The sequence below is a fragment of the Beutenbergia cavernae DSM 12333 genome, assembly GCF_000023105.1.
Classification (GTDB): Bacteria; Actinomycetota; Actinomycetes; order Actinomycetales; family Beutenbergiaceae; genus Beutenbergia; species Beutenbergia cavernae.
In genome coordinates, this window is the sequence record NC_012669.1 from 328,281 (window position 1) to 348,294 (window position 20,014).

Sequence of the window (20,014 nt, forward strand, 5' to 3'; positions counted from 1 at the left end):
ACGCCCCGGCCCGGGGCGCCGTTCGATCGGTCGCACGCCCCACCGACGGGGCGACGATCGTGCACCCCGAGGAGGATTCATGAGGAAGTCGACAGCCCGGCCGCGCCGGGTTCACCGAGCCGCGGGGGCGGCAGTCGTCGCTGCCGCGGCCATCGTGCTCGCTGCCTGTTCCGGCGGAGGAGGCGGCGGCGAGGGCGACGACGGCGACGCGCCCGCCGAGAGCATCACGTTCTGGACGCCGCACGTCACTCCGGAGCGGCTCGCGGCCCAGGAGGCCGTCGCGGAGCAGTTCACGGAGGAGACCGGCATCGAGGTCGAGGTCGTGGCCCTCGCCGGCCCGGACCAGAACACCACGCTCGTGGCGGGTGCCGCCTCGGGCGACGTGCCCGACGTCATCCTGCACGGCTTCGACCAGGCCGCGGCGTGGGTCGATCAGGGGCTCCTCGACCAGGAGGCGGCGCAGGCGGTCATCGACGAGCTGGACCCGTCGACGTTCGCCGAGGCCGCGCTCAACCTCTCGAGCATCGACGGCGTCCCGACGGGTGTCCCGATGGACGGGTGGGGGCACATGCTCGTCTACCGGACGGACCTGTTCGAGGCCGCCGGTCTCGACGCACCCGAGTCGATCGAGGACGTCGCCGCGGCGGCCACCCGTCTGCACGAGGACGGCTACACCGGCATCGCGCTCGGCACGCAGGCCGGCAACCCGTTCACGCGCGAGACGATGGAGGCGATGCTGCTCGCGAACGGGTGCGAGCTCGTCACGGACGGCACCGTCACGCTCGACTCCCCGGAGTGCGTCGAGGGCCTGCGGCTGTACCAGGAGATGGCGGCCTCCGGCGGGAGCGGTGAGCTCGACGTCGAGGCTGCGCGCGCCGCGTACCTGGCCGGCGACGCCGCCATGCTCGTCTTCTCGTCGCACATCCTCGACGAGCTCGCCGGACTCGACCCCAACAACCCGGTGACGTGCGACGAGTGCACGGAGAACCCGCAGTTCCTGCTCGAGAACTCGGGCTTCGCGATGGGCCTGTCCGGCCCGGACAACGACGAGCCGCAGCTCTTCGGGAACATCCTCCAGCTCGGGATCCCCGTCGGGGCCCACACCGAGGAGGCCCAGCAGTTCGCCGAGTTCCTCCTCTCCGACGGGTACATGGAGTCGGTGGGCAGCGCGACCGAGGGCCGCATCCCGGTGCGCCTCGGCACGCCGGAGAACCCGACGGAGTACACCGAGGCCTGGGCGAACCTGCCGTTCGGCGCCGCGGGCGACGGGTCGTCGATCGCCGAGGTGTACGGCCAGGACGTCGCCGACCTCATCTCCGGCGGGAGCGAGAGCTACGCGCGCTGGGGCGCCGGGACGGCCGACGCCCTCCTGGCCTCCGTGGTCGCGCAGCAGAACGTGATCCCGCAGAACCTCGGCTCGTTCTTCACCGGCGGCGACCCGGCGGAGGTCGCCACGGGCCTGCAGACCGCCGTCGAGAGCGCGCAGCAGGACGCCGGGTGACAGCCGAGTCCCTCGCGGCACCGCGCCGTCGCGGTCGTCCTGCCTCGTCCACCCGGGCGAGGCAGGACGACCGGGCCGGTCGCCTGCTCGTCGCCCCGACGGCGCTCGTCGTCGGGTTCGTCGTGCTGCTCCCGTTCGCGGCGGTGCTGGTCCTCGCGTTCCAGGACATCCGCCTCGCCGAGCTGTCCCGGATCACGTTCGCCGACCTCGGGTTCGACCTCGAGGCGTTCCTCTCCACGTTCCGCCGCGACGGGTTCTGGGACTCGTTGCGCGCGACCCTCGTCTTCGCCTCGCTCACGGCCATCGGCTCCGTGGCGCTCGGCGTCGCCGTCGCCCTCGCGCTGCGCACGCCGTTCCGCGGGCGCGCGATCGTGCGCGGCCTCATCCTCATGCCGTACGTGCTCCCGGTGGTCGCGGCGGCGCAGACCTGGCGCACCCTGCTCAACACGCAGTACGGCTTCGTCAACGAGTTCGGCATGCGGTTCCTCGGATGGGACGGCCCGATCGCGTTCCTCACGACGCCGTCGGCCTCGGTCCTCGGTGTCGAGGTGCCGCTCGCGCTGCTGAGCGTCGTGCTCGTGCAGATCTGGGGCACGTTCCCGCTCGCGTTCCTGTTCGCGACGGCGCGGCTGCACGCGGTGCCCGGCGACCTCGAGGAGGCCGCGTCGCTCGACGGCGCCGGGGCGTGGCAGCGGATCCGCTACGTCGTCCTGCCCGAGCTGTCCGGCGTCATCGGGCTGCTCCTGCTGCTGCGCTTCATCTGGACGTTCCAGACCTTCAACGAGGTCTACCTGCTCACCGGTGGTGCAGCGGGCACCCAGGTGCTCGGCGTCCGCGTCTACAACGAGCTCATCGGCCGCGCGGACATCGGGAGCGCGTCGGGCGTCGGCGTGGCCATCACGGTCATGCTCGCCGGATTCATCGCGCTCTACCTGATCCTCGCCCGGCGTCGGGGGGAACGATGACCACCACCAGCCACACCCGCCCGACCGGCCCGCAGGCCGCCGCGCGGACCTCCCCGGCGGCGCGCCGCCGTCGTCGCCGGCGGGGCGAGATCGGCCCGGCGATCGTCCGGGTGGTCGTCATCGTGGGAGCCGTGCTGTTCGCCGCCGGTCCCGTGGTCTACGCGTTCGGACTCTCGCTGCAGCCGCTGGCCGCTGTCGCCGCGAACCCGCTCGACGTGTTCCCGTCGTTCTCCGAGCTGGACTTCTCGGCGTACTCGCGTGCGCTGCTCGACGAGTCGGACGGCGGCTTCGGCCTCGGTCGCTTCATGCGGAACTCGCTCGTCCTCGCGAGCCTCACGACGCTCGCCACCTTGGCCGTGTGCGTGCTCGGGGCCTATGCGACGGCGCGGCTCGAGTTCCGCGGTCGGGGTGCGATCGGGGCGATCTTCCTCGGCGTCTACGTGCTGCCGGGCATCGCGCTCGCCGTGCCGCTGTACGTGCTCTTCAGCCGGATCGGGCTCCGGGGCACCCTCGTCGGGCTGGTGCTCATCTACATGGCGTCCACGGTGCCGCTCGCGATCTACATGCTGCGCAACTACTTCGACGGCGTCCCCCGCAGCGTCGAGGAGGCGGCGGCGATCGACGGGGCGGGACGCATGCAGATCATCGGCCGGGTCGTCCTGCCGATGACGCTGCCCGGCATCGCCGCGACCGGCCTCTACATCTTCATGATCGCGTGGAACGAGTACCTGTACGCGCTGCTGTTCCTCGTGGAGGATCGCGAACGCTGGACCGTGTCGCTCGGCGTCGCCCAGCTCGCGACGTTCGACGTCCCGGTCACGGTGCTCATGGCCGGGTCGATCGCCATCACCCTCCCGGTGGTCATCGGGTTCTTCGCCAGCCAGCGGCTCCTCATCTCTGGGCTCACCGCCGGCGCCGAGAAGGGCTGACCCGGCGAGCTGGCGGCGGCGCCAGCCCTGGCGCCGACCCCGCCCGCCGAGTCAGACCCGCCGACCCCGACCCGCCGAGTCAGACCCGAGCGGCCGAGTCAGACCTCCCGGAAGGTCTGACTCGGCCGCTCGCGTCTGACTCGGCAGTGGTGCCCTCCTCGCGCTCGCCTCTTGACACGATTCAACGCCTCCTGGCATCGTGGCGTCGCATCAGTGTGGAACCGGTACCACATCGGTTCCACATCCACCCGGGTCGCGAGCCCATGGTGGGTCCCGCGTCCCACGGCGGCTCGCGTCCCACAGCGGCTCGAGTCCCACGGCGGCTCGAGTCCCACGGCGCGGCAGGAGGTGCGACATGGCCGTCACGATCTACGAGATCGCGCGGCGCGCCGGCGTCGGCGTCTCCACGGTGTCGCGGTACCTCAACTCGTCCGGCTACGTCGGTGCCGACGCCGCCCGGCGCATCGCCGCCGTCGTCGAGGAGACGGGCTACGTCTCGAGCCGCGCCGCCAGCTCACTGACGACCAAGCGCAGCGGCGCCATCGGGTTCGTCACGTCGAGCCTCCTCAACCCGTTCGCCGCGGAGCTCGCCCACGCGATGGCCGCGGAGGCCGCCAGCGAGGGGTTCTCCGTGCTGTCGGCGGTCACGGACGGCGACGACGACCGCCTCGTCCACGTGCTGCGCGACCTGCGCAGCCACCGCGTCGACGGCGTCATCGTCACGCCGCCGGAGACCCCTGCCGTCCGCGAGGAGCTGGCCCGGACCGTGGCGTCCGGGGTGCCGGTCACGACCATCGGGATGGCGATCCCGGACGCCGCCCACGACGAGGTCAGCACGGACACGTACGGCGGGGCGCTCGACGCCGTCCGGCACCTCCTCGAGCAGGGTCACCGCGCGATCGCCGTCGTGGCCGGCCCCGATCCGGAGCGCGTCGCCGCAAGCCGGTTCCGCGCCTACCGGGACGCCCTCGACGCCGCCGGCCTCGCCGTCCGCGCCGAGCTGGTGCCCGCCACGGCGCTCGACCGTGAGGGCGGGGCCGAGGCCGCGGCGCGCCTCTTCGCCCTCGACGCACCCCCGACGGCGGTGTTCGCCGCGAACGACCTGGCGGCGCTCGGCGTCCTCCAGGCCGCCCACGAGGCGGGACTGCGCGTGCCCGACGACCTGTCCGTCGTCGGCTTCGACGACATCGCGATGGCCTCCCACGCCACCCCGCCCCTCACCACGGTGCGGCAGCCCAAGACCGCGATGGGGGTCCGCGCCGTCCGGCTGCTGCTCGACCGGATCGCCGAGCCCGAGCGCGAACCACGTTCCGAACGGCTGGAGTGCGAGCTGGTGGTGCGCGCCTCGGTGGCCCCGCCGCGCCGTGGCCGGGAAGGAGCCGCCACCGACCTCTGACGACACCCGTCCACTGCCACCCAGGAGTGACCATGCCGGATCAGCGACGATCTCTTCCCCCCATGAGCAGGCGTTCCTTCCTCGGTGGAGCCGCGGCGGCCGGTGCGCTGACGCTCGGCGCCTGCGGCTCTCCACGCTCCGCCCGCGACCTGACCTTCCTCATCAACCACACCAACCAGGAGGCCCAGCTCTTCGACGAGCAGATCGGGGTCTTCCTCGACGGCGACCCGGAGCACCGCATCACGCTCCAGAACATCGCGAGCGGCCCGCAGTTCTACACGCGGCTGCGCACCGTCTCCGTGACGAACGACCTGCCGGACGTCTGGTACGCCCGCACGCTCGACACCGCGTTCAACGTGTCCAACTCGTGGCAGCTGCCCCTCGACGAGTTCATCCGCGACGACCCCGACGCCGCTGTCGACGACATCTGGGCCGCGCAGGTGCGGCAGATGTCCGTCGACGACGTGCAGTACTCGATGCCGTACGACCTGTCCTGCTACTGCATCTACTACAACCGCACCGCCTTCGAGGAGAAGGGGATCGACCGTCCCGACGACGAGAGCTGGACCTGGGACGAGCTCTTCGAGATCGCCGAGGCGTTCACCGAGAGCTCGGGCGGGCGGCAGACGCGGTGGGGCTTCTACTTCTCGCTCGGCACCTGGTTCTTCGACGGGGTGTTCCGGTCCAACGGCGGCGGGCTCTTCGAGGACGACGGCCGGACGGTCGTCATCGCGTCCGAGGAGAACATCGCCACGCTCGACACCTTCTACGCGATGATGGACAGCGGCGTGGCGGCCCAGCCGCAGACGCTCGGGGCCGCCGTCGACCCGTTCATCTCCGGTCTGGTCGCCATGGCCGTCAACGGTTCGTGGGCGACGGCGCAGACCCGGGACCAGATCGGCGACCGGTTCGCGTGGGACGTCCTCAAGCTCCCGAAGGGCACGACCGGACGGCGCGAGGTGGCGACGGCCGGCGGGGCGTGGGGCATCTCCCGCGACTCGGCCAACCCGGAGCTCGCCTGGGAGTTCATCCGCTTCCTCTCCGACACCGAACGCCTCAACCTCTTCATCTCCGAGCCGCTGCGCGGCATCCCCGGGCGGATCTCGGCGGCCGAGGACGAGGAGGCCATGAACGCCTCGGCCGGACTGCCGCCGGAGAGCTTCCGCATCCTGCGCCAGATGCTCGTGGAGGACGCGTACGAGGTGACGTGGCCGCCGTTCTGGGCCGAGTTCGAGACGATCTGGAACAACCGCGCCACCGCGCTGAACGGCGGCGCGCGCCCGCGCGACGTCCTCACCCAGATCGACAGCGACGTCCGCGCGGCCTCCGCGCGGTTCTTCGGATCCGAAGGAGGAGACCGATGAGCACGTCAGCCCCCGCGCGCGCTTCCAGCGACGCCTCCGCCGTCGAGCAGCGCACCGGAGCGACGGGGAACCGCCCGTCCGCCCATGCGCGCCGCGAGGCCCGGACCGGATGGCTGTGGGTCCAGTCCTGGCTCGTCGGCTTCCTGCTGTTCACGCTGTTCCCGCTCGCGTTCTCGCTCTACCTGGCGTTCACGGAGTGGAACGGCCGAGGAGCACCCCGGTGGATCGGTCTGCAGAACTTCTCGACGCTCGCCGTCGACCCGCTGTTCTGGCAGTCCGTGAAGGTCACGGCCGTGTTCTCCGTGCTGTACCTGCCGCTGAGCCTGGTCATCGGCTTCGGGATGGCGATGCTCATGAACCAGCGGCTGCGCGGTGTCCGGGTGTTCCGCACGATCTACTACCTGCCGTCGGTGCTCTCCGGCGTCGCCGTCGCCGTCCTGTGGCAGTTCGTGTTCAACCGCGACTACGGGCTCGCGAACTGGCTGCTCTCGCTCGTCGGCGTCGGCCCGGTGAACTGGCTGCAGGACTCCTCGTGGGTCATCCCGGCGCTCGTCATCATGCAGCTGTGGGGCGTCGGGTCGTCGATCATCATCTACCTCGGCGGGCTGCAGGGGATCCCGACGGAGCTGTACGAGGTCGCGAGCATGGACGGCGCCGGGTTCTGGCGCACGTTGACCTCCGTGACGCTGCCGATGATGTCGCCGGTCATCTTCTTCCAGGTCGTGCTGGGCATCATCTCGACCCTGCAGATCTTCACGCAGGCCTACATCATGACCGGCGGCGGCCCGAACTACGGCTCGTACTTCCTCAGCCTCAACATCTTCAACCAGGCGTTCACGAACCTGCGCCTCGGCTACTCGTCAGCGATCGCGTGGGTGCTGTTCCTCATGATCCTCGCGATCACGCTCGTGATCTTCCGGACCTCGAAGTACTGGGTCCACGACCCGAACCGGAGGGACTGACATGGTCGTCCTCGGAAGCCGCGGCGCCGCGCCCGTCGTCCGTCACCCGCTGGGTGACCCCCACTCACGATCCCGGGTCGGACGACGGCGGTCCGCCGTCAGCTACCTCATCCTGCTGCTCGGCTGCCTCGCGTTCCTCTTTCCCCTCGCGTGGCTCGTCAGCACGAGCCTCAAGACGCAGGACCAGATCCTCGTCTTCCCGATCCAGTGGATCCCCGACCCCGTCGCCTGGGAGAACTACGCGGAGATCTTCCGGGTGGCTCCGTTCGGGCGGTACCTCCTCAACACGGTGATCCTCACCGCGTTCGGGGTGCTCGGCTCGATCATCGGGGCGTCGATCGCCGGGTACGCGTTCGCCCGGCTGCGGTTCCGCGGCCGGGACACGCTGTTCCTCGTGATGCTCGCGACGATGATGGTGCCGTCGTGGGCGACGCTCATCCCGTCGTACGTGCTGTTCGCGCGGATCGGATGGCTCGACACGTTCCTGCCGATCATCGTGCCGGCGTTCTTCGCCGCCCCGTTCAACGCGTTCCTGCTGCGGCAGTTCTTCATGTCCGTGCCCCTCGAGCTGGAGGAGGCGGCGCGGATCGACGGCGCCGGGACGTTCCGGACGTTCCGCACCATCGCCCTGCCGCTGGCGAAGCCCGCGCTGATCATCGTGGGGCTGTTCTCGTTCCTCCTGTACTGGAACGACTATCTCGGCCCCCTGGTCTACCTGCAGAGCGAGCGGAACTACCCGCTCGCGCTCGGCATCGCGAACTTCGTCGGGCTGCAGAACCAGGACTACGCGCTCGCCATGACGGGCGCCGCCATCGCCATCGCACCGTGCGTGCTGCTGTTCTTCTTCGCGCAGCGATGGTTCGTCCAAGGAGTTGTGATCACCGGAGTGAAGGGATGACCATGCACGTCGACGTCCGCTCGGAGACGTTCCGCGACAAGGTGCTCGGCTGTTGGATCGGGAAGAACTGCGGCGGGACGCTCGGCACCCCGCTCGAGGAGGGATGGGGGAGGGACGAGCCGTTCGACGTCTGGTGGTACCCGGAGCTGCAGAGCGGCGGCCTGCCGAACGACGACCTGGAGATGCAGCTCGTGTGGCTCGCGGCGCTGCGCGACGTCGGCCCGGAGCTGCGGGCGGCCGATCTGGCGACGTACTGGCTGGACCACATCGGGTACAACTTCGACGAGTACGGCCTGTCGAAGACGAACCTGCGGCTCGGGCTCCGGCCGCCCGTGTCCGGCGCGTTCAACAACTGGTTCGTGGACTGCATGGGGTGCCCGATCCGGTCGGAGGTGTGGGCGTGCGTCACGCCCGGACACCCGCGGATCGCCGCGCGCTACGCGTACGAGGACGCGATTTGCGACCACGCCGGCGGGGAGTCGGTGTACGGCGAGCTGTTCAACGCCGCACTCGAGTCGGCGGCGTTCGTCGTCGAGGACCGCGACCTCCTGCTCGACATCGCGACGTCGTACGTGCCGCAGGACTCCGCCACGCGTCGGGCGATCGACGCCGCCCGCGCCGCGCACGCCGAGGGTGTCGACTGGGTGACGGCGCGCCGTCGCGTCATCGACGCCGCACCCAGCAAGGTCGCGCAGTACTCGCCCATCAACCTCGGGTTCCAGGTCATCGGCTGGCTGTACGGCAAGGACTTCGGCGAGGCCATGTGCATCACCGTGAACTGCGGCTACGACACCGACTCCTCCGGCGGCACGATCGGCTCGTGGCTGGGCGTCCGCGCCGGCCTGTCGAACCTGCCGGAGAAGTGGACCGAGCCGTTCGGGATGGGGCTGTCGACCAACGAGTCGTGGGGCGGGGTGCGGCACCTGTCCGACGGCGCCCGCGGCATCCCGGGTGACGTTCCGGAGCTGACCGACGAGATCGTCCGGCAGGCCGAGCGGGTGCTGCTGCACCACGGCGTGCGGCTCCGAGACGGCGCGTTCGACGTCGACGTCGCCGACCTGTACGCCGACGACGCCGTTCGCGAGCTGTGGTCGCGGCCGGTCACCTCGGTCTCGGGTGGTACGGCGAGCCACGCGATCAGCGTCGACTACGGCCCGACGCCGGTGGTGCGGCCCGGCGAGGACGTCGTCTACGACGTCGCCGTGACCAGTCACCTGTCGGACCCGGTGCGGGCCGTGGTGAGCGCCGTCGTCCCCGGCGGCTGGCGGGCACCGGAGCCGGTCGAGCTCGTGCTCGACCCGCACGCGACGTCGGCGACGAAGCTCGCGCTGCCCGGCCCCGCGCGGGCGGCGATCGCGCGCACCAACCCCGTGCTGGTGTCCGTGCAGGTCGACCACATGCCGGTGGTGCCGCCGGTCCCGGCACCGCTGGTCGGCGCGCAGGCCTGGCGCGTGCTGACGGGCGACGCCGGCGTCGTCGACGGACCCGCGGACCTGCCGGACCGTTCGGCTGCGGGCCCGGCCTGGCGGGAGATCGCCGTCGACGGCAACGAGCTGCCGCTGGAGTCGCTCCGGGGAGCCGGCGACGTCGTCCTGCAGACGTTCCTGCAGGCGTTCGCGCAGCAGCAGGTACGGCTCGCCGTCGATGCGTCGGTCGCCGTGACGGTCTGGGCGGACGGCGAGCAGGTGATCGACCTGCCCGGCGGGCGGATGATCCGGCCGTCCTACGGGTCGACGGGCGACGTCGGGGCGACGCTCGACCTCGCGGAGGGCTTCCACGAGGTGGTCGTGCGGTTCCGGTTCGACGGCGCCGCTGAGGGCGCGTCGCCCGCCCTCGCGCACGTGCTGCTGTTCTCCGCGGACCGGCTCAAGCACGGCGACGTGACGCTCGGTCGGACCACGTTCCCCTGGGACGACTGAGGCCCGAGCGGGTAGGTCGGCGGCGTGCGGCGCCGCCGATCTACCCGCGTCGCCTCAGGCCGTCCCGACGACGGCGACCGGGTTCGTCAGCCGCCCCACGCCGTCGATCGCGATCTCGACGACGTCCCCCGCCGCGAGCGTGAAGCCCGCCTCGGGCACGAGGCCGGTGCCGGTGAGCAGGACGGCGCCGTACGGGAAGTCCAGAGCACGGAAGAGCCACGATGCGAGGTCCGGCAGCGTGCGGTGCAGCTGCGCCGTCGACGTCGTACCCTCGAACGCCGCGCCGCCGTCGCGCTCGATCCGCAGCGAGATGTCGAACGGGCCCTCGCCCGCGTCCCAGACCGGCACGATCACCGGACCGAGCGCGCACGCCGCCGTGTAGACCTTCGCCTGCGGCAGGTAGAGCGGGTTCTCGCCCTCGATGGACCGGCTCGACATGTCGTTCCCGACGACGTAGCCGAAGATCTCGCCGCTCGAGCTGAGCACGAGACCGAGCTCGGGCTCCGGGACGTCCCACCCGGAGTCGGCGCGGATCCCGACGGCGTCGCCCGGCCCCACGACCCGCTCGGGAGTCGATTTGAGGAACAGCTCCGGACGCGGCGCCTCGTAGACGAGGTCGTACATGAGCGCGTGCGCGGACTCCTCGGCGCGGCCGTCGCGACTGCGCTCGTACGTGACGCCGGCGGCCCAGACCTCCTGCCGGTCCACCGGGGCGAGCGTCACGCCGTCGTCGGGGACCGGTGCTCCGGACGCCGCTGCCTGCTCGACGGCGGCCCTCGCCGCGGTGAGCGGCAGCGCGAGCAGCTCGGCGAGCGGCGGGCACTCGCGGGAGGTCCCCTCCTCGCCGGTCACGACCCAGCGCGCCTCGCCGCCGTGGAGCTCTCGGGCGATCGTCGTCATGCGGTGTCCTCCTCGGTGTCCGGCCCCACCCTGCCATGGCGCGTGCGAGCACGGGTGCCCGGGACCGGGCGGTCACCGGCGTGCGACGATGGCGCGGGGTGAGGCGGTGAGCGAGGTCCTGGTGCGCGACGAGGCGGTGACGGCGCTGCGCCGCGCGCGCGACCTCGCGGACTCGCGGTATGCGGACGAGATCGACGTCGACACGCTTGCGGCGTCGGCGGGGTACTCGCGGTACCACTTCTCCCGGCTCTTCCGGCGCGTCTACGGCGAGACGCCGGGCCAGTACCTCTCGCGCCGGCGGGTGGAGCGGGCGCAGCAGATCCTCTCGTCGACCAACCTCACGGTGACCGAGGTGTGCCATCTCGTCGGGTTCACGAGCCTGGGCTCCTTCAGCAGCCGCTTCCGCGCGCTCGTCGGCGTGGGTCCGCAGGAGTACCAGCGTCGGAAGGTCGCGGAGGGCGTCCCGCCGATCCCCGGGTGCTTCCTGCTCCTCGCCGCCGGTCTCCCGACGGCGGATCGGACGACGGCGGATCGGACGACGGCGGACCGCATCACCGCACGTGTGGAGAAGCAGACGGGCCAGGGTGCGCCGTAGCGTCGGTCACGGCCGAACGGCCGAACGGCCGCAGTATCCGGCGAGAGGAAGACCCCGCATGATCACGGGACTGGGTGTGGCGAGCGTGTTCGTCACGGACTACGACGAGGCCAAGGCGTTCTTCGTGCAGAAGCTCGGCTTCACCGAACGCCACGACCTCGTGCTCGACAACGGGTACCGGTGGCTCACCGTCGGTCCCTCGGCGAGCCCGGAGCTGCAGCTGAGCGTGACTGTTCCCGGGCCTCCCGTGCACGACGACGAGACGGCGCGGATGCTCCGGACCCTGCTGGCGAAGGGGGTGCTGAGCGGGGGCGCGTGGAACACCGACGACTGCCGCGCGACGTTCGAGCTGTACACGTCGCGGGGTGTGGAGTTCCTCCAGGAACCGCAGGAGCGCCCGTACGGCGTCGAGGCCGTGTTCCGGGACCCGTTCGGGAACTGGTACAGCCTCAACGAGACCAACCGGGCGGCCTTCGACGCCGCCGCCATGAAGGACGCGTTCCCCGAACTGGCCTGAGCGCGGGCGTCAGCCCTCGGCCGCCCAGGCGCGCAGCGACACGACGCGCGCCGCCGACGCCCCGTTCGTCGCCGTCACGACCATCCGCAGCTCGGTCGCCGACACGGGCGAGGGCAGCACGTGTCGGCGGTGGCGCGCCCGGTTGTCGGTGACGTCCGCGAGGACCACCCACGGTGCGCCGTCGCCGGCGCGCGCCTCGATCCGGTAGTCGCGCACGAGCGTGGGCAGGACGTCGAACGGCGTCCGGTGGTGGTGCAGGTTGATGAGGTCCTCGTCGAGGTCGTCGTCGAGGACCACCGCCACCTCACCCACGACCGCGGGTGAGGACCACGTGAGCGCGAGCCACGGCTCGCCGTCGTGCTCCACCGGCTGCGACACCCACATCTGCGGACCGCCCCACGGCCGCGCGTACCCGCCGACGGCCTTCGACGGCGCGTACGCGGACGTCGCGGCGTCGAGCCGCAGGCACACGGAGCCGCGCTGCAGCACCTGCTTCCAGGCGCGCCACTGCTCGGTGAACTCCTCCTGGGGTGACGGCTCCCGGTGCGTGAACGTCAGCACGCCCGGCAGCACCTCGTCCGACGTGTGGACGACGACGTCGGGGTTCGCCCGCACCACCACGAACGCGTTCCGCGGCGAGGTGGGGCGCCACTGCACGGGCACGCGCACCCACTGCTTCTCCCCGGCGCTCACCTCGACCGACGCCGAGGCCGCGAGCTCCCGCGGCACGTAGTTCTGCGGCAGGTCGGGGTCGTGCACCTCGACCTCGAGCGTCGTCGCGACCGCCGCGTCCACCAGGAGCCAGATCCCGTCGAGCTCCGGGTCCACCGGCACCACGAAGCCCAGGTGGTCGGCCAGCTCCCAGGTAGCTGTCGGCGTCTCCGCGGCGAGCGTGAGCAGCGTGGACGACGCCGTGACGTCGGCGGCGAGCGCGAGGTCTGCCGGGTCGTCGTGCAGCACGCCGAGCACCGAGGCGTCGGCCCGCACGAGCGCTCGCCGCACCCGCTCGAAACGCTCCGTCGCGAGCTCGCGCGGCGCGACGCCGTCGGCCACCGCGAGCGCGGCCGCCACGCCGGCAGCCTCACCGATGACGGCGCACGTCGCCATCACGCGCGTCGTCCCGAACGCCACGTGCGACGCCGAGATGTTGCGTCCGGCGAGCCACATGTTGCGGGTGTTCGCCGAGTACAGGCTGCGCAGCGGGACGTGGTAGTTGCCGTCCGGGTGCCAGTGCCGCGAGCCGCTCTCGGAGGCATACATGCCGCCCGGAGGGTGGAGGTCGATGGACCAGCCGCCGAACGCGACCCGGTCGTCGAACGGCTCCTGCTCGAGCACGTCGGACTGCGTGAGCGTGTGGTCGCCCACGAAGCGCCGGTACTCGCGCTTGCCCGGGACGGCGCCGATCCACTCGAGCGTGAGGTTGTCGGCGTCGAACTTCCCGGAGTTCTTGATGTAGTCCCAGATGCCGTAGACAGCGCCCTGCAGCTCGTCGCGGATCCGCTCGTTGTCGGCGACGACGTCGAGCTCGCCGCCCCACTCGATCCACCAGTACGCGCACCCGTTCGCCTCGATGCGGATGGGCCGCAGGTCGGGAATGGACGTCTCGGCGATGTCCACGGCGAACGAGGGCGGCACGAACTTCACCGGTTCCCCGGCGTCCTTGGAGTAGAAGAGGATCGTGGACCCGAGGGTGGAGCGGTCCGGCCCTTCGGGTGCCCACGACTCCCCGTACGTCTCGCGCGACTCGCGGCCCGTGCGGTACCAGGCGCCGGCCAGGTGCCCGACGAGGCCGTCGCCCGTGGCGTCGACGAACGCCGGCGAGACGAACCGCAGCACCCGCTCCGACCCCATCTGCCAGCCGGTCACGGAGCTGATGGTGCGGTCGTCGTCGGGTCCCGACGCGTCCACGGAGCGCACGTCCGTGTTGAGGTACAGCGTGATGTTCGGCTCGGCGCGGACCGCCTCGAGCACCACGAGGTCCCAGTAGTACGGGTTCCCGGAGGGGTTCGTGAACTGGTTCTCCACGAACAGCTCGCCCATGATCCCGGTCTCGCGCGCGAAGTGCTGCACCCCGTGCGCGGTGGCGCCGCACACCCAGACGCGGACCTCGGAGGAGGAGTTCCCGCCGAGCACGGGTCGGTTCTGCACGAGAGCCACCCGAGCGCCCTGGCGTGCGGCGCCGATCGCGGCGCACACGCCGGCGAGCCCACCGCCGACCACCGTGAGGTCGGAGTTCACCTCCTCCGTCGTCACGACGGGCGAGGTGGAGGGGGACGACGTCGCAGCGCTGGTCATGAGAGGTCCTTCGTCGATGACGTGGTCGGGTGCGGTCGGTCGGCGGTGCCCGCGGAGCGGGGGTGGGAGTGGGGTACGGCGAACTCGACGCCGAGGGCGTCGGGCACGCGCTGGGCCACGAGGACCCACAGGAGGGCCGCGGTGAGCGTGTCGCTGGCGCGTCCCGCGAAGTAGTCGGTCCACGCCGTGCCCTCGCGCGTCCCGGTGAACAGGACGAGGTCGGCGACGTCGGCGAGCGGGCCCTCAGGGTCGCCGGTGATGACCACGGTGTGCGCGCCGTTCTCCTGCGCGAGAGCGCAGAACGCCTCGCCCACCGCGTCGTGCCCGGCGCGGGAGAGCGCGATGGCGACGTCGCCCGGGCGCAGCAGGCTGGCGGCGACGCGGGTGGCCTGCTTCCCCTCGTGGAACCAGACCGGGCGGCCGATGCGCAGGAGCCGCAGGTAGAGCTCGTGGAGCGACACGGAGTCGCCCCACTCGCCGTACAGGTGGATGCGTTCGGCCGCCGCGATCCAGTCGGCGGCGCGCGTGGCGCCCGCGAGGTCGAGCGCGCCCATGGCGTTGCGTGCCGCGCGGCTGGAGTGGGCCACCAGGACGCCGAGCACCTGGTCGGCCGGGTCATCCGGCGCGATCGCCGTGCCGATGTCGCGCTGCCAGCCGCCCTGCACCTCGCGACCGTGCTCCGTGGCGATCGCGGCCCGCATCGCCGGGAAGCCGTCGTACCCGAGCAGACCGGCCAGCCGCGTGAGAGTGGCGGGGGAGACGCCGGACGCCGTCGCCAGCCGGGTGATCGACCCCCGGCTCGCCTCCGCCGGGGCGTCGACGATGTGCGCCGCGGCACGGGCGAGCGCGCCGGTGAGCGACGGCAGAGCGTCGCGCAGCGCCTGGAGCGGGCTCGCGTCGTCCGCGTGCGCGACGACGCGCGGCGACCGCGCCGCCGCGGCGGACACCGCCGTCGACGACGACCCTGCGTCGTCGCCGTCCTGCCCCGGTCGCCTCGCCGGCATGCGTCGTCCTCCTCGCCTCACGTGTAGAACAGCTGTGCGCTGGCCCGTCCGTCGTCGTCGCTCACGAGCCGCACCCAGTGCGCGCTGAACCCCGGCGGGAAGACGTGCGTGCTGAGCTCGCCCGCCGCCACGTCCAGCGTGCCGATCCTGCCGAACGTGCCGTCCCCGCGCGCGTCGATCTCGATGTGCACGCGCATCGCGTGCTCGCCGTGGTTCTGCACGTGGAGGCACTTGTTGTCGAATCCGGTCATGAGGTACGGGTCCGACGGCGCGCCGGCGCTGACGTCCTCGTCCCACCACGGGCCGCCCCACCCGGTGGGCTTCCCGAACGACCACAGGTCGTCGGTCTTGCCGAAGAACATCCCGGACTGCGGCTCCGCCGTCGTCGGGTTCAGGCCGTGGCTCGGGGAGGCGTTGTCGGCGCCGGCCACGAACATGCCGCGCCAGCTGCAGAAGTCGCCGAGCACCCACAGGTGGGTCGAGATCGGGCGCACGCCCCAGATGCGGTTGCCGTAGGCCCACGGCGACAGCTCGTAGAACATCCCGTGGTGGTCGAGCAGGAGCCGCTCGTGCTCGACCTCGCGGATCCGCGGCCACTCCGTCTGCCACTTGTGGTCGAAGCAGTGCGAGGCCTTCGGCAGCCGGTAGCGCCGCCACTCGCCGTCGCCCTCCGTGAACACCTCGAGGATGGCGGACGCGGCGTCCCAGCCGGACGCGAAGATCGTGCCGCCGAACTCGTGCCGGCCGCCGATGGCCGTGAACGGCTTGCGCTCGAGGATGCGCCACGTCTCGCCGTCGAACTCCGCCAGGCGGCCCCGCGCACGTTCGCCCCGCCACTCCTCCTCCGCGTACTCGTTCGAGCACACGACGAGCCGGCCGAAGCTGGAGTAGCAGTCCTTGTAGTGGACCTTCCACTCGCCCTCGGTGCCGAGCTCGTCGTTGAGGTCCCAGGCGAGCTCGACGTCGAGCGTGGTGACGTCGAGGGAGAAGACCTCGCCCTCCATCGTGAGCACGTACACGTGCGTGTCCGGCTTGGTGAGGTGCCGGGCGGTGCCGCACAGCCGGTGGGGCGCCAGCTCGGGCACGGTGCGGATCTCGTGGTCGGGCGAGATGACGTGCGGGCCGATGACGAGGTTGCCGGTCGCCCAGTGGATGAAGCGGTTCGTGTACGTCCCGTCGACTCCCAGCGTCTCGGGCACCACCTCCATGGTGAGGTCCGGGTGCACCCGGCGCAGGCTCACCCCGCCACCGCTGGCCGCCTTGTGCGAGTTGTAGTTCTGCACGTACAGCACACCGTTGTACGGCATGAGCGAGCCGATCCCGAGCTCGCTGCGCGGCGGGCCGAAGTCGCCGATCTGCGCCAGGTGCGGGAACACGCCCGAGACCTGGGTCGGTGACGTGTCCGTGCGAGTGGCGACCGCCGTCGTCGTCGTCGGGCGCTGATCAGTGGTGGTCACGAGCGATTCCTCACTTGATGCCGGTGTGGGTCATGGCGTGCACGAAGCGCTTCTGCAGCAGCAGGAACACGATGAGCACGGGGATGATCGAGACGACCGACGCCGCCATCGACAGGTTGGGTGCGAGCGAGCCCTGCTCGTCGGTGAAGTTCGTCAGGCTCAGCGGGAGCGTGAACGCCTCGGGGCTCGAGATGAGCACGAGCGGCGTCTCGTAGTCGTTCCACGACCACACGAACGCGAGGATCCCGAGTGCGCTCATGACGGGCGTCGCCATCGGCAGGTAGAGCCGCCAGAAGATCTGCCACTCGTTCGCACCGTCGATCCGGGCGGCCTCCGCGAACGCCGACGGCTGCGCCACGAAGAACTGCCGCATGAGGAACGTGCCGAGCACCGTGAACATGCCGGGCAGGATGAGCGCCCACAGCGTGTCGTACAGCCCCATCTGCTGGAAGTAGATGAACCGGGGCACGAGCAGGAGCTGGGCGGGGATGATCGACGTCGCCAGGTAGGCCAGGAAGATCTTGTCGCGTCCGCGGAAGTGCAGGCGGGCGAACGCGTAGCCGGCCATCGTCGCCGTCAGCACCTCGCCGAGCACGCGGGCGGTCGCCACGATCACGGAGTTCGCGAAGGCCGGCACGATCGACGTCGGGCCGGTGAGCACCGCGACGAACGAGTCCCACCGCAGCGGGTCCGGGATCCACTCCATCGGGATCGTGAACGCGTCCGCGTTCGTCTTCAGCGACGTCGAGAGCATCCACGCGAACGGCGCGAGGAACGCGATCGCGAGGATCCACAGAGCCGCTGCCCAGATCCAGCGCGTGCGCCGGGCGCGGCGCTGCTTCGCGGAGCGGCCCGTGCGAGCCGTGCCGACGACGGCGGGCGCGGCGGCGGGGGAGAGCGTCGCGTCAGTCATGGAGAGCCTTTCCGCGCTGGGCTCGCCACATCGCGAGCGTGAGGGCGAGGACGCCGACGAACGTCACGAGGCCGATCGCCGCGGCGTACCCGAACCGGTAGAACTGGAAGCCGGTCTGATACATGTAGAAGGACATGACGGTTGTCGCGTCACCCGGGCCGCCCGCCGTCAGCAGGGCCACGAGGCCGAAGCCCTGCGACGTCCCGATGAACAGCGTGACGAGCAGGAACACGGTGGTCGGCATGAGCGCCGGCCACGTGATCGTGCGGAACCGCAGCCACGCGCCGGCGCCGTCCATCTCCGCCGCCTCGTACAGGTCGGATGGGGCGTCCTGCAGCGCCGACAGGTAGATGACGGCGGCGTACCCGACGCCGCTCCAGATCGCGATGACGATGAGGGCGGGCAGTGCCCAGCGCGACGACGCGAACCACGCCGGGGCGTTCTCGATGCCCAGGCCGTGGAGCACCTGGTTGACGAGGCCGGCCGACGGGTTCATGAGCATGAGCCACGTCATGCCGACCGCGACCGTGGACACGATGTACGGCAGGAAGAACACGGCCCGCAGCGCGCCGCGGCCAGGGATGTCGCGGTTGAGCGCGATCGCGAGCGCCATGCCGAGCAGCACGGTGAGCGGCACGCTGACACCGGCGTACACGATGGTCCGGCCGACGCTGCCCCAGAAGACGGGGTCGCGCAGCACGTTCACGAAGTTGTCGACGCCGATGAACTCGATGCCGCCGAGCCCCGAGACGAGGTTCCAGTCCGTGAACGCCAGCACGATCACCGAGACCAGCGGGATGAACGTGAACAGCGCGACGCCGATGAGGTTCGGTGCGATGAAGAGCCAGCCGACGCGGGCGCGCGGACCGGTGCCGCGGCTGGTCCGGGAGCCGGACGACGGCGCCTGAGCGGGCGCGGAGGTGGGTGCGGTCAGGGTGGCCATCAGCTGCTCCGTCCGTACCGCGTGATCGCGGCGCCTGCCTGGCGGTCGATCGCGTCGACGGCGTCCACGGGTGCGCGCTCGCCGATCCAGCACAGGTCGCGCTGCTGGCGCACGGCGAGGTCGATCTCCGGGAACGCCGTGAGGTTCGTGTCGACGAACAGCTCCGGGTCGTCGTCGAACAGGACGCGGCGGAACGAGTCGACGTCGAACCAGTCCGCGGCGTCGGGTCCGAGCAGCGAGCCGAGCATGTCCTCGGTGCCGACGTTCTGCAGCGTCGGGATCTTGCCGCCCGGCGCCATGAACTCCGAGCCGGAGAGGATCCAGAAGCGCACGAACTCCCAGGCCAGGTCCTGCTTCGACGAGCGCGGGTTCACCATGATGTGGTTGCCGAAGACGCCGGTGTTCCAGGCGCCGACGTCAGTGGTCGGGATCGGCGCGGCGGCGACCTTGAAGTCGTGCGGGTAGTTCTCGGCGTCAGCGAGGAAGCGCAGGGAGAACGGCGCCGTCATCCACAGCGCGAAGTCCTCGGCGACGAACGCGTTCTGCTGGTACGCCTCGAGCTGCCGGGCGAGGATCTCCGTCCACGGGTACAGGACGCCGTCGTCGATGAGGTCGCGGCTCAGGGCCATGTGCTCGCCGAACGCCGGGTCGGCGAAGTTCGAGCCGCCGTCGTCGGTGTACCAGTAGTTCGGGCCGAGGCTCACGCGCGCGGTGTCGGGGAGCATGTACGCGCCGTAGGTGCCGTCGCCCGTGAGCTCGGCGGCCGCGGCGACGAACTCGTCGAGCGTCCACGCCTGGGGCAGCTCGATCCCCGCCGCCTCGAGGCGGGCCAGGTTGACCAGGATCATGTTCGGTTCGCGCGTGGTGGCGAGCGCCGTCAGCCGGTCGTCCTGCCAGAAGCCCTTCGGGGCCTCGGTGTCGAGGAACTCCGCGAGCTCGGGGTCGGCCTCGACGCGGTCCGTGAGGTCGAGCGTCATGCCCGAACCGGCGCGGAGCGCGAGGTTGCCCGTGGCGTACGTGAAGTAGACGTCGATGTCGACGCCGCCCTGGAGCGCGGTGTCGAGCTTGAGGTTGCCCCGGTCGTCGTTGACGAACCGCGTGTAGTTCACCGTGTACTCGGGATGGGCCTCGTGGAAGGCGTCCACGAGGGCGCCGGGTCCGGACTCCGGTGGGACGCCGCCCCACACGTTGAGGGTGTTCTGCGGCGTGGTGCCGCCGCCGCCTCCGGAGCACGCCGCCAGCGCGCCGGCAGTACCGGCGCCGAGCGCTCCGGCGAGCACGGCGCGGCGGGTGAGGCTGGGGGCACGACGCGATGGCCGCGGTGGAACTCTGCTCATGCGATCTCCCTCGACCGTCCTCGACAACGGTGCAAGAAGTTACCGAGCATGACGTGGAGAAGCAAATGAGCGCGAGAGAGATTTTTAGACGGGCGAGTCCCGGACGCTCGACGGGCGCA

17 protein-coding genes are annotated in these 20,014 nt (G+C 71.3%); 10 read left to right on the forward strand and 7 right to left on the reverse strand.

What is annotated here, in order from left to right:
• The first annotated feature begins 79 nt into the window (after window positions 1–79).
• The 8 genes from BCAV_RS01530 (at window position 80) to BCAV_RS21305 (ending at window position 9,934) form a co-directional block, all read left to right on the forward strand.
• The gene (locus BCAV_RS01530) at window positions 80–1,501 is read left to right on the forward strand and encodes an ABC transporter substrate-binding protein (RefSeq protein ID WP_012725350.1); all 1,422 of its coding nucleotides are present in this window, start codon (window positions 80–82) and stop codon (window positions 1,499–1,501) included.
• Window positions 1,498–2,466 (forward strand): carbohydrate ABC transporter permease, encoded by a 969-nt coding sequence (locus BCAV_RS01535; RefSeq protein ID WP_012725351.1) that lies wholly within the window; start codon window positions 1,498–1,500, stop codon window positions 2,464–2,466. The genes BCAV_RS01530 and BCAV_RS01535 overlap by 4 nt, the downstream gene beginning before the upstream one ends.
• On the forward strand, window positions 2,463–3,395 hold the full coding sequence (locus tag BCAV_RS01540; RefSeq protein ID WP_012725352.1) for a carbohydrate ABC transporter permease: 933 nt from the start codon (window positions 2,463–2,465) through the stop codon (window positions 3,393–3,395). Before BCAV_RS01535 ends, BCAV_RS01540 begins: the two co-directional genes overlap by 4 nt.
• A gap of 355 nt (window positions 3,396–3,750) precedes the next feature.
• Window positions 3,751–4,791 (forward strand): LacI family DNA-binding transcriptional regulator, encoded by a 1,041-nt coding sequence (locus BCAV_RS01545; RefSeq protein WP_012725353.1) that lies wholly within the window; start codon window positions 3,751–3,753, stop codon window positions 4,789–4,791.
• A gap of 62 nt (window positions 4,792–4,853) precedes the next feature.
• Window positions 4,854–6,155, forward strand: coding sequence for an ABC transporter substrate-binding protein (locus tag BCAV_RS01550; RefSeq protein WP_043346402.1), 1,302 nt, complete (start codon window positions 4,854–4,856; stop codon window positions 6,153–6,155).
• Window positions 6,152–7,117 carry a carbohydrate ABC transporter permease gene (locus BCAV_RS01555; RefSeq protein WP_012725355.1) on the forward strand — a complete coding sequence of 322 codons (966 nt, stop codon included), beginning with the start codon at window positions 6,152–6,154 and terminating at the stop codon, window positions 7,115–7,117. The genes BCAV_RS01550 and BCAV_RS01555 overlap by 4 nt, the downstream gene beginning before the upstream one ends.
• 1 nt (window position 7,118) lies before the next feature.
• A complete protein-coding gene (locus tag BCAV_RS01560) occupies window positions 7,119–8,015 on the forward strand; it encodes a carbohydrate ABC transporter permease (protein WP_012725356.1) in 897 nt (298 codons plus the stop codon).
• Entirely contained in the window at window positions 8,012–9,934 is a 1,923-nt protein-coding gene (locus BCAV_RS21305; protein ID WP_012725357.1) for an ADP-ribosylglycohydrolase family protein, read from the forward strand. Before BCAV_RS01560 ends, BCAV_RS21305 begins: the two co-directional genes overlap by 4 nt.
• Window positions 9,935–9,988: 54 nt before the next feature.
• Here BCAV_RS21305 and BCAV_RS01570 read toward each other — a convergent pair whose 3' ends face one another.
• Window positions 9,989–10,834: a fumarylacetoacetate hydrolase family protein gene (locus BCAV_RS01570; protein WP_012725358.1), complete on the reverse strand. Its 846-nt coding sequence runs from the start codon at window positions 10,832–10,834 to the stop codon at window positions 9,989–9,991.
• 106 nt (window positions 10,835–10,940) lie between these two features.
• Here BCAV_RS01570 and BCAV_RS01575 point away from each other — a divergent pair, with 106 nt between their 5' ends.
• On the forward strand, window positions 10,941–11,429 hold the full coding sequence (locus BCAV_RS01575) for a helix-turn-helix transcriptional regulator (RefSeq protein ID WP_222836669.1): 489 nt from the start codon (window positions 10,941–10,943) through the stop codon (window positions 11,427–11,429).
• Window positions 11,430–11,487: 58 nt separating this feature from the next.
• Window positions 11,488–11,946, forward strand: a complete 459-nt coding sequence (locus tag BCAV_RS01580; RefSeq protein WP_012725360.1) for a VOC family protein — start codon at window positions 11,488–11,490, stop codon at window positions 11,944–11,946.
• Window positions 11,947–11,955: 9 nt separating this feature from the next.
• Here BCAV_RS01580 and BCAV_RS01585 read toward each other — a convergent pair whose 3' ends face one another.
• Genes BCAV_RS01585 through BCAV_RS01610 form a run of 6 tightly spaced genes read right to left on the reverse strand, consistent with a single transcriptional unit; the run spans window position 11,956 to window position 19,895 of the window.
• Window positions 11,956–14,241 carry an FAD-dependent oxidoreductase gene (locus tag BCAV_RS01585; RefSeq protein WP_012725361.1) on the reverse strand — a complete coding sequence of 762 codons (2,286 nt, stop codon included), beginning with the start codon at window positions 14,239–14,241 and terminating at the stop codon, window positions 11,956–11,958.
• The gene (locus BCAV_RS01590; RefSeq protein ID WP_012725362.1) at window positions 14,238–15,245 is read right to left on the reverse strand and encodes a MurR/RpiR family transcriptional regulator; all 1,008 of its coding nucleotides are present in this window, start codon (window positions 15,243–15,245) and stop codon (window positions 14,238–14,240) included. The genes BCAV_RS01585 and BCAV_RS01590 overlap by 4 nt, the downstream gene beginning before the upstream one ends.
• Before the next feature lie 17 nt (window positions 15,246–15,262).
• Window positions 15,263–16,702 carry a hypothetical protein gene (locus BCAV_RS01595; RefSeq protein ID WP_012725363.1) on the reverse strand — a complete coding sequence of 480 codons (1,440 nt, stop codon included), beginning with the start codon at window positions 16,700–16,702 and terminating at the stop codon, window positions 15,263–15,265.
• Between the two features lie 10 nt (window positions 16,703–16,712).
• Window positions 16,713–17,615, reverse strand: coding sequence for a carbohydrate ABC transporter permease (locus BCAV_RS01600; protein WP_012725364.1), 903 nt, complete (start codon window positions 17,613–17,615; stop codon window positions 16,713–16,715).
• Entirely contained in the window at window positions 17,608–18,558 is a 951-nt protein-coding gene (locus BCAV_RS01605; RefSeq protein ID WP_012725365.1) for a carbohydrate ABC transporter permease, read from the reverse strand. Before BCAV_RS01605 ends, BCAV_RS01600 begins: the two co-directional genes overlap by 8 nt.
• Window positions 18,558–19,895 carry an ABC transporter substrate-binding protein gene (locus tag BCAV_RS01610; RefSeq protein ID WP_012725366.1) on the reverse strand — a complete coding sequence of 446 codons (1,338 nt, stop codon included), beginning with the start codon at window positions 19,893–19,895 and terminating at the stop codon, window positions 18,558–18,560. Before BCAV_RS01610 ends, BCAV_RS01605 begins: the two co-directional genes overlap by 1 nt.
• Window positions 19,896–20,014: the final 119 nt, after the last annotated feature.